Consider the following 3,403-nt stretch of genomic DNA (forward strand, 5'->3'; position numbering starts at 1 on the left):
GTCTAGACAACTCAAGCGAATCACAACGGACGGGGCCACTCAACCGCTTCCACGCCCAATCCCGAGTTTCGGGTCAGGCTCTTAGACTCCACTAACGACATTACCGCTATCAAGCAAGTACTCGTACCCTTAGACCACCCCAGCCCTGTGGTGGCTGTCGAGGTTTGGGGAGATGGATGGCCTCTTCTCAATCCCCCATCTTAAGCGCCTGAATAAACGCCTCCTGCGGGATATCCACCTTGCCGAACTGCCGCATCCGCTTCTTGCCCTCTTTCTGCTTGTCCAGCAGCTTGCGCTTGCGCGAGACGTCGCCGCCGTAGCATTTGGCGGTGACGTCCTTGCGCAGCGCCGAGATGGTTTCGCGGGCGATGACCTTGCCGCCGATGGCGGCCTGGATCGGGATCTTGAACAGATGGTTCGGGATCAACTCCTTCAGCTTCTCGCACATCTGCCTTCCGCGCTTTTCGGCCGCCGTGCGGTGCACCAGCATGGAGAGCGCATCCACCGGCTCCTCATTGACCAGGATCGACATCTTCACCAGGTCGCCTTCCTTGTAGTCGGTGAGGTGATAGTCGAAGGAGGCGTAGCCCTTGGAGATCGACTTCAGCCGGTCGTAGAAATCGAAGACGACTTCGTTGAGCGGCAAATCGTAGATCAGCATGGCGCGCTTGCCGACATAGGACAGGTCGGCCTGGATGCCGCGCCGGTCCTGGCAGAGTTTCAGGATTCCGCCGAGATAGTCGTCCGGCGTCAATATGGTGGCGCGGATCCACGGCTCCTCGATGGCGGAGATCTTCACCACATCGGGCATGTCGGCCGGGTTGTGCAATTCCTTCATCGAGCCGTCGTTGAGCAGCAGCCGGTAGACGACGCTGGGTGCCGTGGCGATCAGGTCGAGGTTGAACTCGCGCTCCAGCCGCTCCTGGATGATTTCCAGATGCAACAGGCCAAGGAAGCCGCAGCGATAGCCGAAGCCGAGCGCGGCGCTGGTTTCCATTTCAAAAGAGAAGCTGGCGTCGTTGAGGCGCAACTTGCCGACCGCGGCGCGCAGATCCTCGAAATCGGCGGCGTCGACCGGGAACAGGCCGCAGAACAACACTGGCTGCGCCGGCTTGAAGACGGGCAGCGCCTTGGCGTTGGCGCGCTTGTCCTCGGTGATGGTGTCGCCGACGCGGGTGTCGGCCACTTCCTTGATCGAGCCGGTGAAAAAGCCGAACTCGCCGGGGCCGAGCTCGTCGACATTGATGCGGGCCGGCGTGAACACGCCGGTGCGCTCGACCAGGTACTTGGCGCCGGTCCCCATCATGCGGATGGTCTGGCCCTTCTTCAAAACGCCGTCGATGATGCGCACCAGAACGATGACGCCGAGATAGGCGTCGTACCAGCTGTCGACCAGCATCGCCTTCAGCGGCGCCGAAGCATCACCCTCGCGCGGCGGCGGCAATTGGTGGACGATAGCTTCCAAGACATCGGGAATGCCGAGGCCGGTCTTGGCCGAGATCAGCACGGCGTTGGAGGCGTCGATGCCGATCACCTCCTCGACCTGCTCGCGGATGCGCTCGGGCTCGGCGGCCGGCAGGTCGACCTTGTTCAGCACCACGACGATCTCGTGGTTGTTGTCGATCGCCTGGTAGACATTGGCCAGCGTCTGCGCCTCGACGCCCTGCGAGGCGTCGACGACCAGCAGCGAGCCCTCGCAGGCGGCCAGCGACCGCGACACTTCATAGGCGAAGTCGACATGGCCGGGCGTGTCGATCAAATTGAGGATATAGTCCTCGCCATTGTTGGCGCGGTATTTCAGCCGCACCGTCTGCGCCTTGATGGTGATGCCGCGCTCGCGCTCGATGTCCATCGAGTCCAGCACCTGCTCCTTCATGTCGCGCAGTTCCAGCCCGCCGGTCAGCTGGATCAGCCGGTCGGCAAGCGTGGATTTGCCATGGTCGATATGGGCGACGATGGAGAAATTGCGGATGTGGTCGAGGGGCGTGCTCATGGCGCGCGTTTAGCAGGGGCAGGGTTGAGGGGCAAGCCGAGCAGCCCGCTGCCGGGGCAGGCGCGGGCGTTTGTAGGCTTTCCCGCCGGATTTCTAGGAAAATCGATAAATTTTAACCATGTGCGTTAGAGCATAATTCGCGATCGGCATGTTAGCGGGAGGCAATATTTCTAGCGAGGATCAAGGCATGCGGGGGCTGGCAGGCAGGTTTATCAGGTCGCGGAGCGGCTCATTCGCACCAATTCTCGTTCTCGCCATGATTCCGCTGATCACCGCGATCGGCTTTTCGGTCGACTACACCCGGGCGGTCCAGACCAGGTCGGACGAACAGGCGGCACTCGATGCCGCGATCTTGTCGATCACCACGATGGATACGGCCTCGACGAAGCCGCAGCGCCAGGTGGTGCTGCAGGATTCCTACAAAGAAAACGGTGGTCAGGGCACCGCCACGCTGAACAGCTTCGACGTCAGCGCCAACGGCACCGCCACCGCGCAGGCCTCGGCGAGTTTTCCCATGCCGACCGTGTTCATGCAGATCGCCAGGATTCCTACCGTGGCGATCGGTGTCTCGTCGGCGGTGAGCAAGACGCCGGCTTTGGTGGAGGCGACCTTCAAGGTCACCGGCGTGTCGGGTTACTGGAACAAGACAATGACGCTCTACGGCACGCAATTCGGTGCGGCGCAGGGCAAGCCGCTGATGACGATCGATTACAAATACGGCGGCGGCACGGATCCCAAGGGTTACGGCACCACCACCGTCAGCAGCATCGACAGTCTGGGCGTCCCCACGGTGGTCCAGACGCAGGTCTGCAAGGTCGGCAAAAAGGCGCCCAGCGGGGTGACGCTCAATACCGACCAGTATGGCACGAAATATTACTGTGTCGACACGATGTCTCCTGGCAACACCGCCGGTGCATCAATCAACGTCAGCCAGATGGCTGGCCTCTATCTGCAGATGGACGTGCCATCGGGTAATCCCAAGAAGCTCATGTCGAACGATCCGAACACGTCCAACCGGCTCTATAACTCGACAAGCAAGGACGTCGCTCCGACCGAGATCGCGACCGGCCAGATCGTTGATATCTTCGGCCTCGTGCCTTGCGGCTCGACAGGCTACCAGGCCTGGGAAGACGGCGGCAACGCGGTTCCGGCGCCGGTCAGCAACGCCGACTTTTTCTACAACGTGACCGGCAGATGCGACTTCAACAAGCGGCCCAACAACACGCGGCTGACGCAGTAGACGCTGAAGGCTCAACGCCCTGCGGGCTTGTGAGGCCTGGCGATCCTTTGCACCCCCTCTGTCCTGCCGGGCATCTCCCCCACGAGGCAGGACTGTCCGGGGAAAGCTATTCATATATGAAGGCCATCTGATTGAGGGAGGATCGGTCTCTTGGCCGGCTCGGATTGACC

General features: G+C 61.5%; 2 protein-coding genes. One reads left to right on the forward strand and one right to left on the reverse strand.

What is annotated here, in order from left to right:
* Positions 1 to 187 precede the first annotated feature (187 nt).
* Positions 188 to 1,993, reverse strand: a complete 1,806-nt coding sequence (gene lepA, locus NKJ06_RS34945; protein WP_352812472.1) for a translation elongation factor 4 — start codon at positions 1,991 to 1,993, stop codon at positions 188 to 190.
* A 187-nt stretch (positions 1,994 to 2,180) separates the two neighbouring features.
* Here lepA and NKJ06_RS34950 point away from each other — a divergent pair, with 187 nt between their 5' ends.
* A complete protein-coding gene (locus NKJ06_RS34950) occupies positions 2,181 to 3,233 on the forward strand; it encodes a TadE/TadG family type IV pilus assembly protein (protein ID WP_352812474.1) in 1,053 nt (350 codons plus the stop codon).
* Positions 3,234 to 3,403: the final 170 nt, after the last annotated feature.

It is taken from the genome of Mesorhizobium sp. M0293 (assembly GCF_040321735.1).
In the GTDB taxonomy this organism is placed as follows: domain Bacteria; phylum Pseudomonadota; class Alphaproteobacteria; order Rhizobiales; family Rhizobiaceae; genus Mesorhizobium.